16 protein-coding genes are annotated in these 16351 nt (G+C 68.9%); 10 read left to right on the top strand and 6 right to left on the bottom strand.

Features of this window, described 5'->3' with window-relative positions:
- Nucleotides 1-246 precede the first annotated feature (246 nt).
- The 3 genes from ACSBPQ_RS15895 to ACSBPQ_RS15885 all read right to left on the bottom strand — a co-directional run bounded on the left by ACSBPQ_RS15895 (nucleotide 247) and on the right by ACSBPQ_RS15885 (nucleotide 3181).
- Complete coding sequence (locus ACSBPQ_RS15895) at nucleotides 247-1842, bottom strand: glucan biosynthesis protein (RefSeq protein WP_442683032.1); 1596 nt, start codon at nucleotides 1840-1842, stop codon at nucleotides 247-249.
- A gap of 71 nt (nucleotides 1843-1913) precedes the next feature.
- Nucleotides 1914-2726: a bifunctional DNA-formamidopyrimidine glycosylase/DNA-(apurinic or apyrimidinic site) lyase gene (mutM, locus tag ACSBPQ_RS15890; RefSeq protein ID WP_442683031.1), complete on the bottom strand. Its 813-nt coding sequence runs from the start codon at nucleotides 2724-2726 to the stop codon at nucleotides 1914-1916.
- Between the two features lie 125 nt (nucleotides 2727-2851).
- Nucleotides 2852-3181, bottom strand: coding sequence for an EF-hand domain-containing protein (locus ACSBPQ_RS15885; RefSeq protein ID WP_442684607.1), 330 nt, complete (start codon nucleotides 3179-3181; stop codon nucleotides 2852-2854).
- A 199-nt stretch (nucleotides 3182-3380) separates the two neighbouring features.
- On the opposite strand from ACSBPQ_RS15885, the gene ACSBPQ_RS15880 reads away from it, so the two are divergent.
- The 4 genes from ACSBPQ_RS15880 to ACSBPQ_RS15865 all read left to right on the top strand — a co-directional run bounded on the left by ACSBPQ_RS15880 (nucleotide 3381) and on the right by ACSBPQ_RS15865 (nucleotide 7542).
- Nucleotides 3381-4196, top strand: a complete 816-nt coding sequence (locus ACSBPQ_RS15880) for an ABC transporter ATP-binding protein (RefSeq protein WP_442683030.1) — start codon at nucleotides 3381-3383, stop codon at nucleotides 4194-4196.
- Between the two features lie 48 nt (nucleotides 4197-4244).
- Nucleotides 4245-5081 (top strand): acid phosphatase, encoded by an 837-nt coding sequence (locus ACSBPQ_RS15875; protein WP_442683029.1) that lies wholly within the window; start codon nucleotides 4245-4247, stop codon nucleotides 5079-5081.
- A 334-nt stretch (nucleotides 5082-5415) separates the two neighbouring features.
- Complete coding sequence (locus ACSBPQ_RS15870; RefSeq protein ID WP_442683028.1) at nucleotides 5416-6429, top strand: TIGR00266 family protein; 1014 nt, start codon at nucleotides 5416-5418, stop codon at nucleotides 6427-6429.
- Between the two features lie 78 nt (nucleotides 6430-6507).
- Nucleotides 6508-7542 (top strand): patatin-like phospholipase family protein, encoded by a 1035-nt coding sequence (locus ACSBPQ_RS15865; protein ID WP_442683027.1) that lies wholly within the window; start codon nucleotides 6508-6510, stop codon nucleotides 7540-7542.
- A 58-nt stretch (nucleotides 7543-7600) separates the two neighbouring features.
- Here the strand turns inward: ACSBPQ_RS15865 and ACSBPQ_RS15860 are convergent, their stop codons facing one another.
- Nucleotides 7601-8086, bottom strand: a complete 486-nt coding sequence (locus tag ACSBPQ_RS15860; RefSeq protein WP_442683026.1) for an Lrp/AsnC family transcriptional regulator — start codon at nucleotides 8084-8086, stop codon at nucleotides 7601-7603.
- A 138-nt stretch (nucleotides 8087-8224) separates the two neighbouring features.
- Between ACSBPQ_RS15860 and phhA the strand changes: the two genes are divergently transcribed.
- The 5 genes from phhA (at nucleotide 8225) to ACSBPQ_RS15835 (ending at nucleotide 13739) form a co-directional block, all read left to right on the top strand.
- Nucleotides 8225-9115, top strand: a complete 891-nt coding sequence (gene phhA, locus ACSBPQ_RS15855; protein WP_442683025.1) for a phenylalanine 4-monooxygenase — start codon at nucleotides 8225-8227, stop codon at nucleotides 9113-9115.
- A 114-nt stretch (nucleotides 9116-9229) separates the two neighbouring features.
- On the top strand, nucleotides 9230-9958 hold the full coding sequence (locus tag ACSBPQ_RS15850) for a DUF3348 domain-containing protein (protein ID WP_442683024.1): 729 nt from the start codon (nucleotides 9230-9232) through the stop codon (nucleotides 9956-9958).
- 10 nt (nucleotides 9959-9968) lie between these two features.
- Nucleotides 9969-12371, top strand: coding sequence for a DUF802 domain-containing protein (locus ACSBPQ_RS15845; RefSeq protein WP_442683023.1), 2403 nt, complete (start codon nucleotides 9969-9971; stop codon nucleotides 12369-12371).
- Entirely contained in the window at nucleotides 12368-13015 is a 648-nt protein-coding gene (locus ACSBPQ_RS15840; protein WP_442683022.1) for an OmpA family protein, read from the top strand. The genes ACSBPQ_RS15845 and ACSBPQ_RS15840 overlap by 4 nt, the downstream gene beginning before the upstream one ends.
- A complete protein-coding gene (locus ACSBPQ_RS15835; RefSeq protein WP_442683021.1) occupies nucleotides 13005-13739 on the top strand; it encodes a DUF2894 domain-containing protein in 735 nt (244 codons plus the stop codon). Before ACSBPQ_RS15840 ends, ACSBPQ_RS15835 begins: the two co-directional genes overlap by 11 nt.
- Nucleotides 13740-13814: 75 nt before the next feature.
- On the opposite strand, the gene ACSBPQ_RS15830 is transcribed toward ACSBPQ_RS15835, so the two are convergent.
- The gene (locus ACSBPQ_RS15830) at nucleotides 13815-14519 is read right to left on the bottom strand and encodes a pirin family protein (RefSeq protein WP_442683020.1); all 705 of its coding nucleotides are present in this window, start codon (nucleotides 14517-14519) and stop codon (nucleotides 13815-13817) included.
- A gap of 204 nt (nucleotides 14520-14723) precedes the next feature.
- Here ACSBPQ_RS15830 and ACSBPQ_RS15825 point away from each other — a divergent pair, with 204 nt between their 5' ends.
- The gene (locus tag ACSBPQ_RS15825) at nucleotides 14724-15071 is read left to right on the top strand and encodes a GRAM domain-containing protein (protein ID WP_442683019.1); all 348 of its coding nucleotides are present in this window, start codon (nucleotides 14724-14726) and stop codon (nucleotides 15069-15071) included.
- A 4-nt stretch (nucleotides 15072-15075) separates the two neighbouring features.
- Here the strand turns inward: ACSBPQ_RS15825 and ACSBPQ_RS15820 are convergent, their stop codons facing one another.
- On the bottom strand, nucleotides 15076-16251 hold the full coding sequence (locus ACSBPQ_RS15820) for a GDSL-type esterase/lipase family protein (protein WP_442683018.1): 1176 nt from the start codon (nucleotides 16249-16251) through the stop codon (nucleotides 15076-15078).
- Between the last annotated feature and the right edge of the window lie 100 nt (nucleotides 16252-16351).

Below are 16351 nucleotides of genomic sequence, written 5' to 3'. Positions count from 1 at the left end.
CGTGGTGGCCGGCGAAGGTCGTTTTACGCGCCACCTGACAACGCTGTCAATCAGCCGGATGGAGAAAGCCCGCGCGAGGCCTCGTGCAGCGGCAAGCCGCGGAACAGGAACGGATTTATCGCTGCAATGCAGCATGAAAAAGGCGGAGGCAGCGCGCGCCGATGGCGCCGACCGCCGCGGCGGCAGGCAGCCGGTCCATCCCGTGCGGCGCCCCGATGGGCGGCCGCGGATCGGCGCCAACGCGGATCAGTAGAGCGTGCGCTGCTCCGCCGGCGGCGGGCTGTACTGGTACAGCCACGTTTCGGTCAGGGTCTTGCCGCCGCTGCGCAGGTACAGGCGGATGTCGATCTGCTGCGTGCCGTCCTCGGGCGGCACCAGGTCGAACATGGCGCGGTAGCCCTTGATCTCGCGCAAGGGGCGCGCCGAGACGACTTCCACGCGGCCGCGGCTGGTTTCCACCACCGCCTCGACCTCGGCCCTGTCGATCAGGCCGGCCAGTTCGCCGCCTTCGAAATCCACCGCGAAGCGCCAGCTGAAATATTCGCGCTTCTTGCCGATCACCCCGCCCAGGCCGGTGCGGCTGGCCACGCAGTGGGCCAACGGCGGCCGAGCCGGCGGCTGCGCGCCCCAGTACAGCCGGTAGCCGACCAGCAGCTCTTCGCCGGGCTGCGGCTTGGCCTTGGGGTTCCAGAACGCGACGATGTTGTCGAAGGTCTCATCGACGGTGGGGATCTCCACCAGCTGTACCGAGCCCTCGCCCCACTGTCCCTTGGGTTCGATCCACAGGCACGGGCGCTTCTCGTAGAACACGCCATCGTCCTGGTAATGGTCGAAGTTGCGGTCACGCTGCAGCAGGCCGAAGCCACGCGGATTGTGGTCCACGAACATGTTGAAGCGCAGCTGCCGTGGATTGCACAGCGGCCGCCAGATCCATTCGCCGGCACCGGTCCACATCGACAGGCCGTCGGTGTCGTGGATCTCCGGGCGCCAGTCCCAATCCATGCGCCGGTCGTTCTCGCCCACCTGGTACATGCTGGTGCACGGCGCGATGCCGAGCCGTTCGATTTCCGTGCGCGGGTACAGCGCGCTGTCGATATCCATCAGCAGCACCTCGCCATTGGTGATGGCGAAACGGTAGGCGCCGGCGACGCTGGGCGAATCCAGCAGACCGTAGACGACGAGGGTGTCCGAATCGGCGCCCGGCTGCTCCAGGTAGTAAGCAATGAAGTCGGGAAACTCCTCCGGACGGCCCAGGCCGGTATCGATCGCCAGGCCACGCGCCGACTGGCCGTACTGGCCTTCCTTGCCGACCGCGCGGAAATAGCTGGCGCCGAGGAAGGCGGCAAAATCTCGATCCGTATCTGTCCGGGTATTCAGCCGGAACCCGGCAAAGCCCAGGTCGGCCGGCAGCTGGCTGCCGTCGATGCCGCTGTTGCCGTAGTCGAACGCCGCGCCGTCATAGGCCAGTTCCTGCGCCTGGCCGTCGGCCACGTCGAACATGCGCACCGGCGAATGGAAGTACAGCCCCAGATGGAAGAACTTGGCCTGGAATCTGCCCGGCTGGTCGGCCCACAGCGCGTGGTCCTGGCGGTAGCGGATGGACTGGTACTGGTCCCAGTCCAGCTTCTCCACCGCCGCCGGCAGCACCCGCTTGTGGCTCCGGTATGGCGCCTGTGCCAGCGCGCGGGCCTGGCCCTTCAGCGCGGCGAAATCGAACGGCTGCGGCTGGCCGATGCGACGCAGGCCAAGCTGCTTTTCGGCGGCGGCGCAGGCCGGCAAGGCCGGAATACCGAAAGCGGCCAGGGCCAGCGAGGCGCGGCGAAGGAAATCGCGACGATGCATGCAGTCATCCATGGCGGAAGGTTGCGCATGATAGGCACAGCACGCCTAACCGTACGCTGGATGGCGCCGCCTCAGCGCTGGCAGTGGCCGCACCATACCGTCGCCCGCTGGCCGATGCTGGCGTGGCGCAGCACCCGGCCGCACTGCTTGCAGGCCTCGCCCTCGCGGCCGTACACCAGCAATTCCTGCTCGAAGTAGCCGGGCGCCCCATCGGGGCTGATGAAATCACGCAAGGTGGTGCCGCCGCGGGTGATCGCGTGGCCGAGGATATCCTTCACCGCATCGGCCAGCCGCTGGTAGCGCGCACGCGATACCTTGCCGGCCTCGCGCAGCGGATTGATGCCGGCCATGAACAGGCTTTCGGCGGCGTAGATGTTGCCGACCCCGACGACGGTGCGCTGGTCCATCAGGAAACTCTTGATCGGCACGCTGCGGCCACGGCTGCGCGCGAACAGGTAGTCGCCATCGAACTGCTCGCCCAGCGGTTCCGGGCCCAGATCACGCAGCAGTTCGTGGGTTTCACCGGCGGGCTGCCACAACAGGCAGCCGAAACGGCGCGGGTCGTTGAAGCGCAGCACCCGGCCATCTTCCAGACTGATATCGACATGGTCGTGGGCGCGCACCGGAGTGTCACCGGGCAGCACCCGCAGGCTGCCGGACATGCCCAGATGCAGCAGCGCGCTGCCGGCGGACGTATCCAGCAGCAGGTACTTGGCGCGGCGGCGGATCGCTTCGATGCGCTGGCCCGGCAACTCGCGCTCGACTTCCGGCGGGATCGGCCAGCGCAGGTCCGGACGGCGCAGGATCACGCCATGGATGCGGCGCTCCAGCAGGTGCGGCTCCAGACCGCGGCGGGTGGTTTCGACTTCGGGCAACTCGGGCATGGCGCGATTGTAAGCGCGCCCCTTTCCGGCAGTGCACTGCCGCGCCGGTCGACATCCGCTGACAGCGATTGCAACCCGCCAGCGCAGCGCGACCGCACCCCCGCTTTACCGGTGCGGAGCGGGAATCAGCGCGGTGGCGCCATCAGCTCGCGGGCGCTGAGGTAGCCGTCGCCATCGGCATCCTGGCGGGTGAAGCGGGCGAGGATCACCTGCCGCTGTTCCTCACGGCTGATCGGCTTGCCGCGGCCGCCGGGCTGTTCGGCCGCCTCCAGCACCCCATCGCCATTGCGGTCCATGCGGTCGAAGGCGTACAGCAGCCACTGCAGGTATTCCTCCGGACTCACCCGGCCGTCGCCATCGGCATCCATGCGCTGCAGATACTCGCCGGTGTCCTGCACCTGCGCGCTAGCGGGCAGCCCGGCCATCGCCGCCAGACACAGGATGGCAGCCGCCATGCCGGCGGCGGCGGGCACGGTTGCGCGCCTGCGCCGTACAGGCGCAACGACACTGGAAAGGCCGGGAAAAACAGTGGGCATTGCAGGGACTCCGCGCGGGTCATGCCGGATGAAACCAGTGGTTCCATGATGCAGGGTGGCGGGGCAAACTGCATCCGCGCTCTGCGCCCCATCCCTTCTTCCTCCGGCCCGTTTCCGTATGTCCCTAGCGCCTGCCGCCGATGCGGCCCCGTTGATCGAACTGCAGCAGGCCTGCGTGGTGCGCGGCCAGGTGCGCGTGCTGCACGATCTGAACCTGCATATCGCGCAAGGGCAGCACACCGCGATCCTCGGCCCCAACGGCTGCGGCAAGTCCTCCTTCATCAAGCTGATCACCCGCGAGCTGTATCCGCTGGCAAGGATCGACGGCCCGCCGCCGGTCAAGGTGATGGGCCAGACCCGCTGGCAGGTGGACCGGCTGCGCGCGCAGCTGGGCATCGTCAGCGGCGATCTGTCCAGCAACCTGGCCGACATGCCCGGGCTGGGCGTGGAAGAGGCGGTGGTTTCCGGTTTTTTCGCCAGCTATGTGGTGGCCCATCGCGAGGTCACAGGTGCCATGCGCGAACGGGCGCGACAGGCGCTGGAGCTGGCGGGCGCATTGCACTTGCTGGGCCGCAGTTACGCCGAGCTGTCCGCGGGCGAAACCCGCCGCGTGCTGATCGCCCGGGCCCTGGTCAACCAGCCACGCGCCTTGCTGCTGGACGAGCCGTCCACCGGGCTGGATCTGGTCTCGCGCCGGCAGCTGATCGACAGCATGCGCCAGCTCGCCCGGCAAGGGATCACCCTGGTGCTGGTCACCCACCACATCGACGAGGTGATTCCGGAAATCGGCCGCGTGGTGCTGATGAAGAACGGACGCATCCACGCCGATGGGCCGCGTGAGCTGCTGCTGCGCGCCGCGCCACTGTCGGAAGTGTTCGGCGGTCCGGTCGAGGTACGCGAACACAAGGGACGCCTGAGCGCATGGGCGGTTTGAGCGCTACCCTCACCCTGCTCCGTTCTGCCGACACCTGCCTGTACTGCCATGCTTCCTGAAACCCGCTTTCTCCCGCGTCTGGCCACCGCGCTGATCCTGGCGCTCGTGCTGGGCGGCTGTGCCAGCACCGCTCCCACCTCCCCTGCCGGGCAGGACCGCCCGGCCGCGACCGGCTATCTGCATGCGCAGGCCATTCCCGACAGCCTGACGCTGGTTCCACCGCCACCCGCACCCGGTTCCGCTGCCGCCGCACTGGATGCCGCAGTCGCCACACAGGCGCTGGCCTTGCGTGACAGCGCGCGCTTCACCCAGGCCCATGTCGATGCCGACCTGAGCTTTCCCGTCGGCGCCGACCAGTTCAGCTGCGCGCTGGGGATTCCGATCAACACCACGCACACACCGGCGCTGTACCGGCTGCTGGAACGCAGCCGCATCGATGCCAGCGCCGCCACCCGCGCCGCCAAGAACCACTACCGGCGCCCGCGGCCGTTCGTGCTCAACCAGCAGCCGGTCTGCGCCCCCGAAGAGGAAGCCCGGCTGCGTGACAGCGGCTCCTATCCCTCCGGCCATACCGCCATCGGCTGGGCATGGGCGTTGATCCTGGCGGAGATCGCGCCGGAGCGCGCCACGCCGCTGCTGCAGCGCGGCCACAACTACGGCCACAGCCGGCTGGTCTGCAATGTGCACTGGTACAGCGATGTGCAGCAGGGCCGGGCGATGGCGGCGGCAACGGTGGCACGGCTGCACGACGATGCGCAGTTCAGTGTTGACCTGAAGCTGGCGCGACGTGAAATCAACGCCACCCGCGCACTCGCATTGCCGATGCCGCGCGACTGCACGGCAGAAGCCACGGCGCTGGCCACGGAGCTTTCCGAAGCGCCCTGAGCCTGTGCACTGATCAAACCCGCGAAGCACATAGGCGATCAAGGCCGAGTACGTCAAACAGCACGGGCTGGGCGGCATCATGTACTGGGAGCAGCGCGGTGACGACAACGAGCAGTTGCTGGATGTGCTGCACAACGCGCTGCGCGGCGCTGGCAGTCACTGACCCCGGCTAGCGGGCGCAAGGTCTGGCGTTGCGGCCTTGCATCATGAAGCGGCGCGGCAGTACCGCGCCGGCTGGTGCCGCTGGGGACCCGGTTCATCCACCTGACGCCTGTCACCCGTCAGACCGGCCGCTTGCGCATAGACTCTGCTTTTCCTCCCGCGAGGCACCGCCATGACCCAGTGGTATTTCCATGTACCCGGCCAAGCCGACCGCATCGGCCCGCTTGATGACGCCGCCGCCCGGCAGTACGCGCAGGGCAACCGCCAGGCGCTGGCCTGGCGCGAAGGCATGCAGGGCTGGCAGGCGGTGGGCCAGCTGCCCGAGTTCGGCGGCCAGGCCGCGCCGCCGCCGATGCCACCACCGGTCGGCGGCAGCCGCCAGCGCGCCGACGACATCGACTTCCGCATCGTCGGCCATGAAATGCAGTTCGTGGAGATCGAGCTGGATCCGGGCGAAAGCGCCATCGCCGAAGCCGGCGCGCTGATGTTCAAGGATTCGTCGGTGCAGATGGACACCGTGTTCGGTGACGGACGCCACGAGGGCCAGGGTGGCGGCTTCATGGACAAGCTGATGAGCGCCGGCAAGCGGGTGATCACCGGCGAGAGCCTGTTCGCCACCGTCTACACCCATACCGGCCACGGCAAGGCCAAGGTCGCATTCGCCGCGCCCTACCCCGGCACGGTGCTGCCGATGAAGCTGGACGAGCACGGCGGCAAGCTGATCTGCCAGAAGGACAGCTTCCTGGCCGGCGCGCGCGGGGTGCAGGTCGGCGTGCAGCTGCAGCGCAAGGTGATGACCGGCCTGTTCGGCGGCGAAGGTTTCATCATGCAGAAGCTCGAGGGCGACGGCTGGGTGTTCGTGCATGCCGGCGGTTGTGTGGTCGAACGCGAGCTGGCCGCCGGCGAGCGCATCGACGTGGACACCGGCTGCGTGGTCGCCTACCACGCCAGCGTGGACATGGACGTGCGCCGCGTGGCAGGCCTGAAGAGCATGTTCTTCGGCGGCGAAGGCGTGTTCCTGGCCACCCTCACCGGCCCGGGCAAGGTGTGGCTGCAGTCGCTGCCGTTCTCGCGCCTGGCCGGGCGCATGTTCGCCGCCGCCCCGCAGGGCGGGGGCCAGAGCCGCGGTGAAGGCTCGGTGCTGGGCGGCCTGGGCCGGCTGCTGGACGGCGACAACAACTTCTAAACGGACGAATGAGGCACTGGGCGGCGGCAGGGTGCGAAGCGCTATGCTGGCGCCCTTTCCACGCCCACCTGTTCATACATGAAAGCGCATCCGTTCCGCCTGCTGCTGCCCTTCGCCCTGCTCGGCCTGCTGGCCGCCTGCGGTGGCGACAATGTGAAGCCCGCGGCGCCGGTGGCGGCCACGCCGGTGACCCCGGTCAAGCCGGTGAAGATCGGCGTGGCGCTGGGCGGCGGTGCGGCCAAGGGTTTCGCCCATATCGGTGTGATCAAGATGCTCGAGGCCAACGGCTTCGAGCCGGTGGTGGTGTCCGGCACCAGTGCCGGCAGCGTGGTCGGCGCGCTGTATGCCAGTGGCATGAGCGCCTTCGACATGCAGCAGAAGGCGGTGGCACTGGATGAAGCCAGCATCCGCGACCTGCGCCTGTTCTCCGGCGGCCTGATCCAGGGCCGCAAGCTGCAGGACTATGTCAACGCACAACTCGACAACAAGCCGGCCGAGCAGCTGAAAAAGCCGTTCGCCGCGGTCGCCACGCAGCTGGAGACCGGCGACCGCGCAGTATTCGTGCGCGGCAATGTCGGCCAGGCGGTACGCGCCTCCAGTTCGATTCCCGGCGTGTTCGAGCCGGTCAGCATCGGCGGCAAGACCTTCGTCGATGGCGGTGTGGTCAGCCCGGTGCCGGTGGATGCGGCCCGCCAGCTCGGCGCCGAATTCGTCATCGCCGTGGATATTTCCAGCAAGGCCAGCGGCCAGCGTCCTAGCGGCCTGCTCGGCGCGGTGGGCCAGTCGATCGCGATCATGGGCCAGCGGCTGGGCGAACAGGAACTGGCGCGCGCCGATGTGATCATCCGCCCGGCGGTGCTGGATATCGGTGCGGCCGATTTCGAACAGCGTGGCCGCGCGATCCTGGAGGGCGAGAAGGCGGCGATGGCGGCGATGCCGCAGATCCGGGCCGGCGTGGCCCGTTTGCAGCAGGCCCGCGCCACCAGCGCGCGCAATGCGCAGACACAGGCCGCGGCCGCGCAGGCCGAAGCCCAGCAGCGCTGCCAGGACAGCCGTACGCGCATCGAGAAGCTGCGCGGCGTGGTCAAGGATTGCGGCGCTTCGGTGCGTTGACCGGAAGCAGGCGCGGCGGCAGCAAAGCGCGGCGGCCGCTTCCGGCAGGACCACTGGTTCAGGTACGCCCCAGCTGCGACAGCGGCAGCGCGCGGAACTCCTTCACGGTGCGCAGCACGAAGCTGGAATTGACGTCGGCCACGCCGGCGGCATTGAGCAGCTTGTCCAGCAGGAACGCGGAGAAGTGGTCCAGATCGCGCACGTAGATGTGCAGCAGGTAGTCCATGTCGCCGGTCAGCGCGTGGCAGGCCACCACCTCGTCCCACAGCTGCACCGCGGCGATGAAATGGTCGATGGCCTCGTGCCCGTGCTTGGACAGCTGCACCCGCACGAACGCCTGCAGCCCCAATCCGATCGCTCGCGGCTCCAGGCGCGCGCCGTAGCCGGCGATGACGCCCTCCGCTTCCAGCCGCTGCAACCGCCGCAGACACGCCGACGGCGACAGGTTCACCCGCGCGGCAAGCTCGGCATTGGTGGCGCGGCCATGCTGCTGGATTTCGACCAGAAGCCGAAGATCCGTGCGATCCAGCGTCGATGCATCCATTTATGCTGCTCCGCAACATTGGAATGACGCAACAATATTGCGTCAACAGCGGTGTATGGCGCAATTACGCACACCTGTTGCGCGGCGGCCTTTCTACCATGCGCTCATCCATTCTTTATCCAGGAACCCGTTGCCGCCATGGAAGCCACCCCGCGCCGCGTTGAGCACCAGCACACCGACAAGGGTTACGTGCCGGTCTATACCACCACCGTGGTGGAGCAGCCGTGGGACAGCTACAGCGCCGATGACCACGCCACCTGGAGCACGCTGTACCAGCGCCAGCGCGAGCTGCTGGTCGGCCGCGCCTGCCAGGAGTTCCTCGACGCGCAGGACGCGATGGGCATGAGCGCGCACATGATCCCGCGCTTCGACCAGCTCAACGAGGTGCTGGGCGCAGCCACCGGCTGGACCCTGGTCGGCGTGGAAGGACTGCTGCCGGAACTGGAGTTCTTCGACCATCTGGCCAACCGCCGCTTTCCGGTGACCTGGTGGATCCGCCGCCCGGACCAGATCGACTACATCGCCGAACCCGACCTGTTCCACGACCTGTTCGGCCATGTGCCACTGCTGATGAATCCGCTGTTCGCCGACTACATGGCCGCCTATGGCCGTGGCGGCGTGAAGGCGCACGCGATCGGCCCGGAGGCGTTGCAAAACCTGACCCGGCTGTACTGGTACACGGTGGAATTCGGCCTGATCAACACCGCCGACGGCCTGCGCATCTACGGCGCCGGCATCGTCTCGTCCAAGGGCGAGTCGCTGTACTGCCTGGAATCGGCCGCGCCGAACCGGATCGGCTTCGATCTGGAGCGGATCATGCGCACCCGCTACCGCATCGACACCTTCCAGAAGAGCTATTTCGTCATCGACAGCTTCGCGCAGCTGATGGCCGCCACCGGTCCGGACTTCACCCCGATCTACGCGCGGCTGGCGGCGCAGGAACATGTCCCGGCCGGTTCCGTGCAGGACGCGGATACCGTGTTCCAGCGCGGCAGCGGCGAAGGCTGGGCCGACGGCGGCGACGTCTGAGGCCAGCTGCCGCAACCGCCGTCACGCCCCCGCGACCGGGGACTCTTGCTGAATACGGTGTTGCCGGCGGCGCTTGGCCGGCCATGTAAAATGGCCAATTTTAAGTCAGGACCCATGGCGAAAGCTTCTCCACGGGCACCCGTCCCGGGGCCCACGTTCGTTCGCCTGTTGGCCCGCCTGGCGCAGACCGATGTGTCGCGTCCGCCACCGGCGCTGTCCGAGCGGCTGAACCAGTGGTTCGACTGGAACCGCGCGATCGCCCTGTCCAAGGCGCTGGACGGGCGCCTGCCGGAGCCGCCGGACAGCCCCGATTTCGATCCCGCCGTCGCCGCCGAATGTGCGCAGGCGCGGGTCACCCTGCAGGACAGCATCGCCGGCGGCCTGGACACCGCGCCGCCGCGCCGGATCAGCGCCACCGAGCGCGAGGCACATGGCGGCTACGCCCCCTACCGCCAGCATTGCCTGGCCGTGCAGCGGGCGATGCAGGTCAGCACCGGCACCCTGCGCGGCCGCCTGCGCGACATGCTGGCCCGGCAATCCCCCGCCAAGGCGCGGCTGGCCGAAGTGGACGCGGTGATGGAAGCCACGCTGAGCCCGCGCGAACACGGCCTGCTGGCGACCGTCCCCGCCCTGCTCGGCCTGCGCTTCATCGCGCTGCAGGACAGCCAGGCACCCGTTCCGGCAGCGCCGGCGGCTGGCGATGACACCGACGACACCGCACCGGCATCCGCCAGCCCGTGGCTGGCCATGTTCGAACAGGACCTGCGCAGTGCGCTGCTGGCCGAGCTGGATGTCCGTTTCCACCCCATTGAAGGCCTGCTTGCAGCGCTCCGTATCCGGTAAACCGCACCCCATGTCCAAGAATCCGCTTCGCTTCGTCGTGTTCGCTGTCGGTCTGCTCGCCATCGGCTGGATCGCGGCCGGTTATGTCACCAGCAACCTGCTCGGGCTGGTGGTGACCGCGGTGATCGCCGCCTGCTATCTGGCCGGAGCGCTGGAGCTGCACCGCTACCGCCAGGCCACCACCTCGCTGGAACAGGCCGTGGCCGATGTCGCCGCGGCGCAGAGCGATCTGGGCGCCTGGCTGGGCCGCCTGCACCCGGGCCTGCGCAACGCCGTGCGGCTGCGCGTGGAAGGCGAACGCATCGCCCTGCCGGCACCGGCACTGACGCCGTACCTGGTCGGCCTGCTGGTGCTGCTGGGCATGCTCGGCACCTTGCTGGGCATGATGGCGACGCTGCGCGGCACCGGCCTGGCGCTGGAGAGCGCGACCAACCTGGAGGCAATCCGCGGCTCACTCGGCGCGCCGGTCAAGGGCCTGGCGTTCGCCTTCGGCACCTCGATCGCCGGCGTTGCCGGCTCGGCCATGCTCGGCCTGCTGTCGGCGCTGTGCCGGCGCGAGCGCGCGCTGGTGGTGCAGCAGTTGGACCTGCAACTGGCCACCACTCTGCGCCCCTATTCGCACGTGCACCAGCGCGAGCAGGCGTTCGCCCTGTTGCAGCAGCAGACCGGGCTGATGCCGGCGCTGATCGAGCGTCTGCAGACGATGATGACCACGCTGGAGCAGCACAACCTCGCTGCCGCCGAACGGCTGGCCGGGAGCCAGCAGGAATTCCACCGCCGCGCCGAAGCCAGCCACCTGCAGCTGGCCACCTCGCTGCAGCAATCATTGACCACTGGCATGGCTGAAAGCGCCCGGACCGTGGGCAGCGCACTGCAGCCAGTGGTGGAGAGCACGCTGGCCGGCCTCAGCCGCGAGACCGTGGCGATGCAGGCCACGGTGAGCGCCGCCGTGCAGCAGCAGCTCGATGGCCTGGCCGGCAACCTGCAGGCCACCACCCGCGCCGCCGCCGACAGCTGGAACGTGGCCACCGTGCAGCAGCAGCAGAGCAACGAGGCGCTGGCGCAACGCCTGGACGAGAGCCTGCAGCGGTTCAACGACGCCTTCGCGCAGCGCGCCGACGGGCTGCTGGAATCGGTATCGACCCGCATCGACGCCAGTACCGATGCCACCAGCCGGGCCTGGAACGCGGCGCTGGCGCAGCAGCAGGACATCAACCAGCAGCTGGCCACGCGCAGCGAGGAGGCGTTCAGCGGTGCCGCACAGGACTTCCAGCAACGCACCGGCACCCTGCTGGACGCAATGCAACGCTCACATGCCGACCTGCAGGCCGCGCTGGAAGCACGCGACCAGCAGCGCCTGGAACAGTGGGCCGAGCGCTTCGGCGCGCTGACCGTCGCGCTGGACCAGCAGTGGCAGCGCAGCGGCGAGCAGATCGCCAGCCGCCAGCAGGAAATCTGCGACACCCTGGCGCAGACCGCCGGCGAGATGTCCACGCAGCTGCAGCAGCACGCCGGCGACAGCCTGGCCGAGCTCTCGCGCCAGGCGCAGGGGCTGGTGGGCGCCGCCGAGCGCTTCGATGCGCGCACCGGCACCCTGCTCGATGGCCTGCAGCAGTCGCATGGCCAGCTGCAGGCCACGCTGGAAGCGCGCGACGAGCAACGGCTGGCGCAGTGGTCCGAAACGCTGTCGTCCATCAGCCAGACATTGAGCAGCCACTGGCAGCACAGCAGCGAGCATGTCGCCAGCCGCCAGCAGGAAATCTGCGACACGCTGGCACGTACCGCCAACGCGATGACCGAGCAGTCGCAGGCGCACGCCCGCGACACCATCGCCGAGATCTCGCAACTGGTGCAGAGCGCCTCCGAAGCTCCGCGGGCGGCGGCCGAAGTGGTGGCCGAGCTGCGCCAGAAGCTGTCTGACAGCATGGTCCGCGACACCGCCATGCTGGAGGAGCGCAGCCGCCTGCTGGCGACCCTGGAAACCCTGCTCGGTGCGGTCAACCACGCCTCCACCGAACAGCGCAGCGCGATCGACGCGCTGGTCAGCACCTCGGCCGACCTGCTCGAGCGCGTCGGCAACCGCTTCACCACCGAGGTCGAAGCACAGACCGGCCGGCTCGACAGCGCTGCCGCGCACGTCACCGGCAGTGCCGAGGAAGTGGCCAGCCTCGGCGAGGCCTTCGCCACCGCGGTGCAGCTGTTCGGCACTTCCACCGATGCGTTGAACCAGCGCCTGCAGGGGATCGAGTCGGCACTGGAGAAATCGCTCACCCGCAGTGACGAGCAGCTGGCCTATTACGTGGCACAGGCGCGCGAGGTGATCGACCTGAGCATGGCCTCGCAGAAGCAGATCATCGGCGAACTGCAGCAGCTGGCCGAACGCCGTACGCCGGCCGGGGCCATGGCCGGATGAGCGACGAGATCGAACTGGACAGCGAGTCCACCGCCACCACCTGGGCCGCGTTCGGCGACCTGATGTCGGTGCTGCTGGGCGCCTTCGTGCTGATCCTGGCCGGCGTGATCGGCATCCAGCTGCAGCTGTCGCGGCAGCTGGACGAGGAGGTCCGGCAGCGCCAGGTCGAGGCGGCCAAGCTCAAGACGCTGGAGCAGGCGTTGGCCGCACCGCTGGCGGCCGGCCGCGTCACCGTGATCAACGGCCGCATCGGCATCAGCGGCAACGTGCTGTTCGCGCTGAACTCCGACCAGTTGCAACCGGAAGGCCGCGAGCTGCTGCAGAGCATCGCCGCACCGCTGCGCGACTATCTGGGTGCGCGCGAGGAGGTGCTGATGGTCAGCGGCTTCACCGACAACCAGCCGGTGCGGGTGGCCAACGCCCGCTTCGCCGACAACTGGGAGCTGTCGGCCGCACGCGCGCTGACCGTGACCCGTACGCTGATCGCCGATGGTGTGCCGTCGGCTTCCGTGTTCGCCGCCGCCTTCGGTGCCGAACAGCCGGTCAGCTCCAACGACGACGAGGCCGGCCGCGCCCGCAACCGGCGCGTGGAGATCGCGCCGATTCCGCGCCCCAAGGTCGACGGGCAGGCCGATGGCGGCTGATCCGGGCAGCACCGCTGACCGGCTGGAACGCTGGCGCGCGCAGGGTGCCGACCGCGTCGATCCGGTCGCATTCAGCCGCCTGGCCGCGCTGGCGCGGCGTGCGCAGCGCCACGACGGCGCGGTCGCACAACGCCTGCAGCAGCGCGTGCAGCAGCTGGCCGACGACTACGCCCGCACGCTGGCCACTGCGACCGCCGCTGTTCCGCCAGCCACGGTCGCCGCAGGCGTCAGTCCGCTACGGACGCTGCTGGCGCATATCGCGCAGGCAGGTACCTGTACGCCCGCAACAACGTCCACGCCGGTCACACCCCCGTCGGCAACCATGACCACGGATACCGCTCCGCTCCACCCCGCTCCGCTGCCGGTGGTGGAAGCGCAGGCCACGCTGGACGAGTTCCAGCAGCTGTGGAGCCGGATCCGCATCGACAGCCTGCTGCGGCAATCGCAGGAGGCGATCTCCGAGGACGCCGGCCCGCTGCATTCCAGCGTGCTGCTGCACCGGGCGATGAAGCTGATGCGCGACATCTCCCCGGCCTACCTGCAGCATTTCCTCGCCTACAGCGATGCGCTGTCGTGGCTGGAGCAGCTGCAGGCCGGCGGCAATGCAGCGGGGACGGAGCCGGGCCGCAGCGCCGCCCGCAAGACCTCGCGCACAGCCGCGCCACGGCGGCGCAAGTCGCCGGCAGCGGCGGCCGATCAGATCACGGACGGACCGGCATCCTGACGCACGCGTGCGGGCCTGCGGCGGCTGGCACACAGACGGCGCGGTTGTTCCGATGCCCTGGGATATGTGCGGTGCTCAGGCGGCGGTATCCACCAGCACCAGCTCGGCATCCTCCAGCGCGCGCACCACGATCTTCTCCACGCCGCTGATGGCGGCACCGTCACGGGCCTCGATCAGCACACCGTCGACCTCGACCCTGCCGGTGCTCGGCACCAGATAGCCGTAGCGGCTGGCATCGCTGAAACGGTACTCGGTGCTCTCCCCGGCCTTGAGCGTGGCCCCGGACACGCGCGCGTTGGCGCGGATCGGCAGCGCCTCGTCATCGCCTGGCATGCCACTGGCCAGTGCGACGAAGCGCCCGGAACGCTCGCCGCGCGGGAACGGCTTCGCGCCCCACGCCGGGGTGCCGCCGCGCTGCTCCGGAAAGATCCAGATCTGGAAGATGCGGGTGACGCCCGGCTCCTGGTTGTACTCGGCGTGGCGGATGCCGCTGCCGGCACTCATCACCTGCACATCGCCGGCCACGGTGCGGCCACGGTTGCCCTGGTCGTCCTGGTGGCTGATCGCACCTTCGCGCACATAGGTGATGATTTCCATGCCCGCGTGCGGATGAGGCGGGAAGCCGGCGCCGGCAGCGATGGTGTCGTCGTTCCACACCCGCAGCGCGCCCCAGTGCATGCGCGCCGGGTCCTGGTACCCGGCGAAGGAGAAATGGTGCTTGGCATCGAGCCAACCATGATTGGCTCCACCGAGGCTGGAAAACGGGCGACGTTCGATCATGGCGGGCTCCTGTGGACCACGGAATTGGATGACCGCAGTCTAGGCGCGCCCGCGTGAGCGACAAACGCGCCCGACGGAAACGGATCATTGCCGTTTGCGGCAGGAGTGCCCGCGATTCGGCAGCGTATTTGCAGCGGCAACCGTCTCCCGCCGGCGCCGCGTCGACCGCTATCGTTGGCACCTGTCCCTGCAAGGAGTGCTGCCATGGATTTTTCCTTGGACCCTGATGAAACCCTGCTGCGCGAGGGCGCGGCCAATCTGCAGCGTGGCGTGGAGACCGTGGGCGGGCGGCTGCGTTTGACCGACCGGCGACTGCTGTTCACCTCGCACGGATTCAACGTGCAGAACGGCTCGACCAGCATCACGCTGGCGGACATCGTCCAGGTCCGGCCGTGCTGGACCCGGCTGCTCAATCTGGTTCCGGTCTTTCCCAATTCACTGGCGGTGGAAACCCGCGACGGTGGCCGCCACTGTTTCGTGCTGTACCGGCGCGGAGCCTGGGCCGATGCGATCACCGCGCAGCGCTGCCTGCAGCGCGTCCGCGCGCGATAGCGCCCTACCGCGGCGCCACCGCCGGATAGGCCAGCAGCAGCACCAGATCCTCCTCGCCGTGCTGCTGCAAGGCGTGCGTGCTGCCGGCGCGGGTCAGCAGCGCGTGGCCCGGGCCGACGTCGTAGGCCGTGCCATCGAGCACATAGTGGCCGCGGCCGCTGACGATGTAGTAGATCTCGTCCTTGTGCTGCGGGTGCAGGCCGATGCCGGCGCCCTTGTGCAGCACCCGCTTGCGAAGTACGAACGGCAGATCGGCCACCTCGGCGAAGAACGAGTAGGCGGTGGTCGGGCCGGCGCCACCGTGCGGACCGGGTTGCTCGCGGCCGATGTCCTGCTCTTCGATCACCTGCGAGCCATGCGGATTGGCGCCGGTGGGCTTCACTGGTGCCGCCGCCGATGGCGCAGCTGTTGCGACCGCCGGCAGCGGCGGCGCGCTGATCGCGCCGCAGTCGATATCGCGCTGCAGCCCGGCCCGCAGTTGCGGCTGCACGTCCACCCAGCCGCGCATCACCAGACAGGCCACCGCGGTAGCGCCGGCCACGCTGAAATGGGTGCCGTCGGCCTTGCCCTGCTCGGGCACGAACATGAAGTACGGCTGCGCACCCTGCTCGCCCAGCGCGCGGATCCAGGCCATCGAACTGGCGTTAAGGTCGATCAGCGCCACGTCCTGCTCCTGCGCCACCCGCTTCATCGCCTGGGTGTAGCGGCCGTGGGTATCGAGCAGCGCGCCGAAGTCGTACAGCAGCCGCGCCACCGGGGTGACCAGCACCGGCGTGGCGCCCTTGGCGCGTGCGGTGGCGATGTAACGCGACAGGAATGCCGGGTAATCGCTGTCCGGATCGGTGTAGCGGGTGGCGTCCTCGAACTTGGCATCGTTGTGGCCGAACTGGATCAGCAGCACGTCGCCGCGGCGCAGCTCGCCGGCGATCTGGTCCAGACGTCCTTCGTTGATGAAGCTGCGGGTGCTGCGTCCGCCGATGGCGTGGTTGCGCACCTGCCACTGCGCCGGATCCAGCCAGCTCTGCAGCGCCTGGCCCCAGCCGGCCTGCGGTGCCCGTTCCGGACCATAGGTGGCGGCGGTGGAATCGGCGGCGATGAAGACCCGCTGCGCGGGTTCGGCCGCAACGGCAACGCCGGCAACCAGGAACAGGGCCAACAGGCAGAGGGCGGAAGGTTTCATCAGGACTCCGGGAACGGTTGGGGAATCGCCGGCCGGGGTTGCCACGGGCGGCAGCAGCGCAAACAACAAGGGCGCCCGCAGGCGCCCTTGTCTGCCCGTG

Source organism: Stenotrophomonas sp. JC08 (genome assembly GCF_052180205.1).
Lineage (GTDB): Bacteria > Pseudomonadota > Gammaproteobacteria > Xanthomonadales > Xanthomonadaceae > Stenotrophomonas.
Note: the sequence above shows the minus strand (reverse complement) of the source record. Positions and strands in the feature narration are given on the sequence as shown.

What these genes read in the sequence shown, in the direction of transcription:
- ACSBPQ_RS15895 (WP_442683032.1), bottom strand. Translation starts at nt 1,842, where the DNA reads ATGCATCGTCGCGATTTCCTTCGCCGCGCCTCGCTGGCCCTGGCCGCT.
- mutM (WP_442683031.1), bottom strand. Translation starts at nt 2,726, where the DNA reads ATGCCCGAGTTGCCCGAAGTCGAAACCACCCGCCGCGGTCTGGAGCCG.
- ACSBPQ_RS15885 (WP_442684607.1), bottom strand. Translation starts at nt 3,181, where the DNA reads ATGGCGGCTGCCATCCTGTGTCTGGCGGCGATGGCCGGGCTGCCCGCT.
- ACSBPQ_RS15880 (WP_442683030.1), top strand. Translation starts at nt 3,381, where the DNA reads ATGTCCCTAGCGCCTGCCGCCGATGCGGCCCCGTTGATCGAACTGCAG.
- ACSBPQ_RS15875 (WP_442683029.1), top strand. Translation starts at nt 4,245, where the DNA reads ATGCTTCCTGAAACCCGCTTTCTCCCGCGTCTGGCCACCGCGCTGATC.
- ACSBPQ_RS15870 (WP_442683028.1), top strand. Translation starts at nt 5,416, where the DNA reads ATGACCCAGTGGTATTTCCATGTACCCGGCCAAGCCGACCGCATCGGC.
- ACSBPQ_RS15865 (WP_442683027.1), top strand. Translation starts at nt 6,508, where the DNA reads ATGAAAGCGCATCCGTTCCGCCTGCTGCTGCCCTTCGCCCTGCTCGGC.
- ACSBPQ_RS15860 (WP_442683026.1), bottom strand. Translation starts at nt 8,086, where the DNA reads ATGGATGCATCGACGCTGGATCGCACGGATCTTCGGCTTCTGGTCGAA.
- phhA (WP_442683025.1), top strand. Translation starts at nt 8,225, where the DNA reads ATGGAAGCCACCCCGCGCCGCGTTGAGCACCAGCACACCGACAAGGGT.
- ACSBPQ_RS15850 (WP_442683024.1), top strand. Translation starts at nt 9,230, where the DNA reads ATGGCGAAAGCTTCTCCACGGGCACCCGTCCCGGGGCCCACGTTCGTT.
- ACSBPQ_RS15845 (WP_442683023.1), top strand. Translation starts at nt 9,969, where the DNA reads ATGTCCAAGAATCCGCTTCGCTTCGTCGTGTTCGCTGTCGGTCTGCTC.
- ACSBPQ_RS15840 (WP_442683022.1), top strand. Translation starts at nt 12,368, where the DNA reads ATGAGCGACGAGATCGAACTGGACAGCGAGTCCACCGCCACCACCTGG.
- ACSBPQ_RS15835 (WP_442683021.1), top strand. Translation starts at nt 13,005, where the DNA reads ATGGCGGCTGATCCGGGCAGCACCGCTGACCGGCTGGAACGCTGGCGC.
- ACSBPQ_RS15830 (WP_442683020.1), bottom strand. Translation starts at nt 14,519, where the DNA reads ATGATCGAACGTCGCCCGTTTTCCAGCCTCGGTGGAGCCAATCATGGT.
- ACSBPQ_RS15825 (WP_442683019.1), top strand. Translation starts at nt 14,724, where the DNA reads ATGGATTTTTCCTTGGACCCTGATGAAACCCTGCTGCGCGAGGGCGCG.
- ACSBPQ_RS15820 (WP_442683018.1), bottom strand. Translation starts at nt 16,251, where the DNA reads ATGAAACCTTCCGCCCTCTGCCTGTTGGCCCTGTTCCTGGTTGCCGGC.